Origin of the sequence: Saccharopolyspora sp. NPDC002686, from assembly GCF_040295745.1 — a bacterium.
GTDB classification, from domain to species: Bacteria; Actinomycetota; Actinomycetes; order Mycobacteriales; family Pseudonocardiaceae; genus Saccharopolyspora; species Saccharopolyspora oryzae.
In genome coordinates this window covers 1-4,966 of record NZ_JBEOVY010000468.1, presented here as the reverse complement: position 1 = coordinate 4,966, position 4,966 = coordinate 1, and the positions used below count along the sequence as shown (strand labels likewise).

The 4,966-nt window shown below is 69.0% G+C and carries 6 protein-coding genes; 4 read left to right on the top strand and 2 right to left on the bottom strand.

Features of this window, described 5'->3' with window-relative positions; genetic code table 11:
* Positions 1 to 903, bottom strand: a 903-nt coding sequence (locus tag ABTZ89_RS35670; protein ID WP_351053303.1) for an FAD-dependent monooxygenase, incomplete at its 3' end; no start/stop codon positions are given.
* A gap of 99 nt (positions 904 to 1,002) precedes the next feature.
* On the opposite strand from ABTZ89_RS35670, the gene ABTZ89_RS35665 reads away from it, so the two are divergent.
* Together ABTZ89_RS35665 and ABTZ89_RS35660 are read left to right on the top strand one after the other, a co-directional pair.
* Positions 1,003 to 1,587, top strand: a complete 585-nt coding sequence (locus tag ABTZ89_RS35665) for a TetR/AcrR family transcriptional regulator (RefSeq protein WP_351053300.1) — start codon at positions 1,003 to 1,005, stop codon at positions 1,585 to 1,587.
* Between the two features lie 237 nt (positions 1,588 to 1,824).
* Positions 1,825 to 2,166, top strand: a complete 342-nt coding sequence (locus tag ABTZ89_RS35660) for a protein-L-isoaspartate O-methyltransferase family protein (RefSeq protein ID WP_351053297.1) — start codon at positions 1,825 to 1,827, stop codon at positions 2,164 to 2,166.
* A gap of 9 nt (positions 2,167 to 2,175) precedes the next feature.
* On the opposite strand, the gene ABTZ89_RS35655 is transcribed toward ABTZ89_RS35660, so the two are convergent.
* Positions 2,176 to 3,219: a tyrosine-type recombinase/integrase gene (locus ABTZ89_RS35655; RefSeq protein WP_351053294.1), complete on the bottom strand. Its 1,044-nt coding sequence runs from the start codon at positions 3,217 to 3,219 to the stop codon at positions 2,176 to 2,178.
* 222 nt (positions 3,220 to 3,441) lie between these two features.
* Between ABTZ89_RS35655 and mug the strand changes: the two genes are divergently transcribed.
* Positions 3,442 to 4,032 (top strand): G/U mismatch-specific DNA glycosylase, encoded by a 591-nt coding sequence (mug, locus tag ABTZ89_RS35650; RefSeq protein WP_351053291.1) that lies wholly within the window; start codon positions 3,442 to 3,444, stop codon positions 4,030 to 4,032.
* Between the two features lie 361 nt (positions 4,033 to 4,393).
* On the top strand, positions 4,394 to 4,858 hold the full coding sequence (locus tag ABTZ89_RS35645) for a hypothetical protein (RefSeq protein WP_351053288.1): 465 nt from the start codon (positions 4,394 to 4,396) through the stop codon (positions 4,856 to 4,858).
* Positions 4,859 to 4,966: the final 108 nt, after the last annotated feature.

Here is a 4,966-nt window from a genome sequence, read left to right as displayed (position 1 = left end):
GTTGGCGCCCTGTCCGTGGTGGGGAAGCATGGCGTGCGCGGCGTCGCCGAGCAGCACGGTGCGGCCGCGATGCCAGCGGTTGAGCGGGCTCTGCCCGAACAGTGCCCACCGCTGGTGCAAAGTGGTGGCCTCGACCATTTGGCGCATCGCGGGATGCCAGCCAGCGAATTCGGCGGTGATCTCCTCGAGCGTGGTGGGCAGCACCCAGCCGGGCGCGGTCCAGTCGCGGGGGCCTTCGACCACGGCCAGGAAGTTGACCACGCTGCCGTCGCCGATCGGGTAATGCAGCACGTGCCCGCCAGGTCCCATCCAGAACTGGATCGCGCCGGGGTCGGGCAGCAGGTCGAGCTGCTCGACGGGTACCAGGCCGCGGAATCCGCTGGTGCCCGAGTACACGCCGGTTTCGGTGTCGACGATGTGGTCGCGCACAGTGGAATGCACGCCGTCGGCGCCGATGACGAGGTCGGCGCGAGCGCTATTGCCGTCGGCGAACTCCAGGCGCACGTCCGGCCCGGTGTCCTCCAGCCCGGTGAGCCGGTGATCGAGGTGGATCTGCTCGGCTCCGACCGCGTCGATAAGGAGTTTTTGCAGGTCGGCGCGGTGCACGCCGTAGTAGGGGGCGCCGAAGAGCTGTTCGTAGCCCGGCCCGACCGGGTAGGCGGCGATGCGGTGGGCGTCGTGCCAGTGCCGGTAGATCAGTTCAGTGGGCACCGCGCTGCATCGGGCGAGCCCGTCGGCCAGGCCCAGGTTGTGCAGCACCCGGGTGCCGTTGGCCGACAGCGCCACCGCGGCGCCGACCTCACTCAGTTGTGGCGCCTGTTCGTGGATCTCGGCGGTGATGCCGTTGGCGCGCAGGGCCAGGGCGAGCGTGAGCCCGCCAATGCCACCGCCGATGATCACCACCCGTGGTTGCGCGTCGGACATCGTGCCTTCCCGTTTCATCGACTTGTACCGATCGGTACATCATTGGACTATAGATGTACCGATCGGTACAGTCAAGAGGTGTCCCGATCCTCCAACAAGCGCGATGAACTGCTGAAACGCGTGGTGCACTACCTGGAGACCCGCGGCATCGCCGACCTGTCACTGAGCCCCCTGGCCGCTGAGCTGGGCACCAGCAAACGCATGCTGCTGTACTACTTCGGCAGCCGCGACGAACTCATCGTCGAAGCGATCGCGGCCAGCCGCCCCGACGTCGCCGGGATCTTCGGCGACGTGCGCGACGCCGCGGACTTGCGGGTGGCCGCCCAGCGGCTGTGGCAGACCATCACCACCGGCGAGCAGCAACGGCCGATCCGCATCCTGTTCCAAGTGCTCAGCCTGGCGCCGACCCAACCCGATCGCTACGCGGCGCTGGCCGCCGAGGCGGTCACGGTCATGATCGACCCGCTGGTGGCGATCTACCGGCGCCTGGGCTATTCCGACGACCAGGCGCAGGCGCGAGCGAGTCTGCTGATCTCCGGACTACGCGGCCTGTGCCAGGACCAGCTGGTCACCGGCAACACCACCCGCACCGACGCGGCTGCACTGGCGCTCATCGACTCCGCGACCACCCCACCAGACCCGCGGCCTGACCCGCCCCGGTGAGCCGCACACCTCGCGGCCCGGGAAATCCGGCGGCGCACTCGGGAATTCGCATGCCATGATCGGCGCCCCCGACTCGCACTCCGGTATGCATCGGGCACTTCCAGGTCAGCACGCAGCCGTCGCTGTCGGCGCAGATGCTGGCCGGACTGGCGCTGACCGGCGGTGAACACGTGCTGGAGATCGGGCACCGGGTGCAGTTTCCAGACCGCATTGCTGGCCCGGCTGGCCGCTGATGTCGTGAGCATCGAGTGGTGGGCGCAGCTCTGCTCGCAGGCCAAGGCGAACCTCGTCGGACAGGGCATCACCAACGTGATCGTGCAGACCGGAGACGGCACCCTCGGCGCACCGGACCACGCCCCGTTCGACGCCGTACTGGTCTCGGCCGCCGCAAGGCACGTACCGGAACCGCTGGTCCGCCAGTTGCGCGCGGGCGGGCGCCTGACCCAACCCATCGGTCCGGGCAGGCAGGAGGAGGTCGTGCTGTTCGTCCAGGAAGGGCCAGGGCTGCGGCGGCGAGGGGTGCTGACCAAGACCTGTTTCGTCCGACTGCGCGGCAGACACGGAATATCGTCACCGTGACTCAAATTATCAAGGTGATTCCTCCGGTGAATCCAGTGCTTCCGAGTCGGTTCGGTGGGTTGCTCCGGCGACGAGGTGGGCCGGGTCGCGGGTCAGGGACAGGGCGACGTGGTCGTAGAGCTGGGTGATCGCGGCCGAGGAGTGCCCGAGGGCGTCGCGGCGGTCTTCCAGCGCCGCTCCCCTTTCCCGGGCGATGGTGTTGAAGGCGTGCCGCATCGAGTGCGGGGTGATCCGCTGGGGCATCGGCACTCCGGCTTGCGCGGCCAGGGTCTGCACGAGCCGGTAGACCTGGTGCCGGTTGACGCGGTCGCCGTTGCGGGTGACCAGCAGCGCGGTCGTGTCCACATCGGACGGCCGGGACCGCAGGTAGTCGTCGAGGACCGGCGCCAGCGGTGCCGGGATGGGACGGGTGCGGACCTTGCCGCCTTTCATCCGCACGGTCAGCACCCGCATGCCGTCGCGCTGACCGAGATCGGCCAGGTCGGCGTTGCACAGCTCCGACACGCGGATGCCCAGGTCGATCAGCAGCATCATGGTCAGCGCTGCCGCTTGCGGACCGAGGGTGCGGTGTGCGTAGTCGCGGCTGGTGGTCAGCATCTGCGCGGCTTGGTCTTCGGAGACGCTGGCCGTCGTGGAGTGCCTGCGGTCGTAGCGGGGACGGGCCGCGTCGCGGGCAGGGTTGGCGTCGATCGCGCCGGCGCGCACGAGGAAGGTGTACCAGCTGGAGACCGCGGCGAGTTTGCGCGCTCGGGTCGAGGCGGCGAACGGGCGCCCGGTGCGGGGGTTGGTCGCCGCGGCCAGTTGGGCGGCGTACATCTGCACTTCGGGTAGGCGCATGGTCAGCGGGTCGAGCTCGCGCTGGGTGCACCAGGCGAGGTACTCGCGCAGATCGCGCGAGTAGGCGGCGCGGGTGTCCGAGGAGTCGGCGAACGAGCCCAGCCAGGCCGAGATCAGCGCGGTGAGCGTGTGGCCCGTCCTGGTCGTCGAGGCCAGGAGTTCCGTTTGCTCCCCCGTCGGCCGAACGCTGGCGCCCGCACCCGAAACGATCTCCATGCCGACACCTTACCGCACATAAGCGCGATTATGCGCGGTGTCATTATGTCCGTTTCTCCTCGTCCTTATTTCGTTTCGTTGGTTGGGTTACGTTTTGTTTGACGGGTTACGTTATCGGGTTCCGGAGTGGGTGGCGGACGGCTTGGGGCGGTTGCTCCCGAGCGGCGGTGGGCGGCCGGTTAAGGTCCGGGGTGAATCGGGTTGCCGTACCGGAGGTGGGAGTTGTCGGGGAACCGTCCGAGTGCGCAGGACCTGGACGCCGCGGAAGGAGCGAGGATCCCGGACGTCCTCTCCCCTGGCCTGCGGGTGCTGTTCTGCGGAATCAACCCCGGGCTGTGGTCGGGCGCGACCGGGTACCACTTCGCCCGCCCGGGCAACCGGTTCTGGCCGGTGCTGCACGACTCCGGGTTCACCCCGCGGCTGCTGGAGCCGCACGAGCAGGACGAACTGCCGGGCTTCGGGCTGGGCATCACCAACTTCGTGGCGCGGGCCAGCGCGCGTGCGGCGGAGTTGTCCGATGACGAGCTGCGCGCCGGCGGCGTGACCCTGGCGGCGAAGGTGCGGCAGTACCGGCCGGAGTGGGTGGCGGTGGTGGGGATCACCGCGTACCGGGTGGCCTTCGGTGAGCGCCGGGCGACCGTGGGGCGCCAGGACCGGCTGATCGAGGGCGCGCAGGTGTGGGTGCTGCCCAACCCCAGCGGGCTCAACGCGCACTGGACGGCGGGCACGCTGGCCTCGGAGTTCCGCCAGCTCCGCCAGGCGGCCATCCCCGAACCCCTGGCCGACCGGAGCGACCACGAAACCCCCTGCTGAACAACCCGGTTTCGCCCTCGCGCCCCGGTCGCGACGAGCTCGTCGTCGGGGTTATCCAGCTGTGATCTTTGTCCTTGACGCGTGCCGGCCGAGCCGTTCCCGTGTGGACGATCGACACCGATTTCGCGTACTCACGGTGTTCGTTCGTGCTGGCTGGGCAACCATTTTCGCGCCCAACTACTCCAAATGGACTTCACCGCTGCGCTGAATAGTGCATTTGGTACGGGGTGTGATCGTCGGAGAGAGCTAGGGAACACGGGGGTGTGCTTTATCTGTCCGTTACCGGTAGGGTCTGATCGGCTGGTTCGGGAAGACCCCGTTCCGGTGACACTGGCCGTTTGCTCCCGCAGAGTCGATACGGATGACTATTCAAGACGACATTGCTCGACCGTGGTTCCAGCCGGTGGTCCCGTCGGAGGCGCAGCAGGCGCCGCGGCCGGATCCCGGGCCGCCGACGACCCGCATCGTCGGTCAGCTGCCGTTGAACGAGGCGGTCCTGCCCACTCGACCGGCGTCGCCGCCCCCGATGGCGGATGCACCGGAGCGGGTGGAGGTCACCCAGCCCTACATTCCCGCGATCCGCGATGAGCGCCCTGAGTTCGCCAAGCTCCTCAACCCCGAGCCGTCGGCTGCTTCGCCGAGCGTGACGGGCCCGCAGCTGGCGGTCGCACCGCCGGAGGTCAGGTCGGAGCCCAAGCCCGCGCCCCGACCCGCTGCGCAGGCGCCTGCTGCGCCGGCGAAGAAGCGCAGCCTGGTGCGCCGCGTGGTGCGGCGGATCATCGGACCGGACCTGTTGCGCAAGGACCCGCCGAAGAAGCGGCGCTGACCAGGCGTCAACAGCGGTGGCCTACGGGCCGAAGTCGGGATCGACCGGCTGGTACGAGCGTTACGGGGACGAGGAGGTCACGCAGTTCCGCGGTGCGGAGCTGATGGC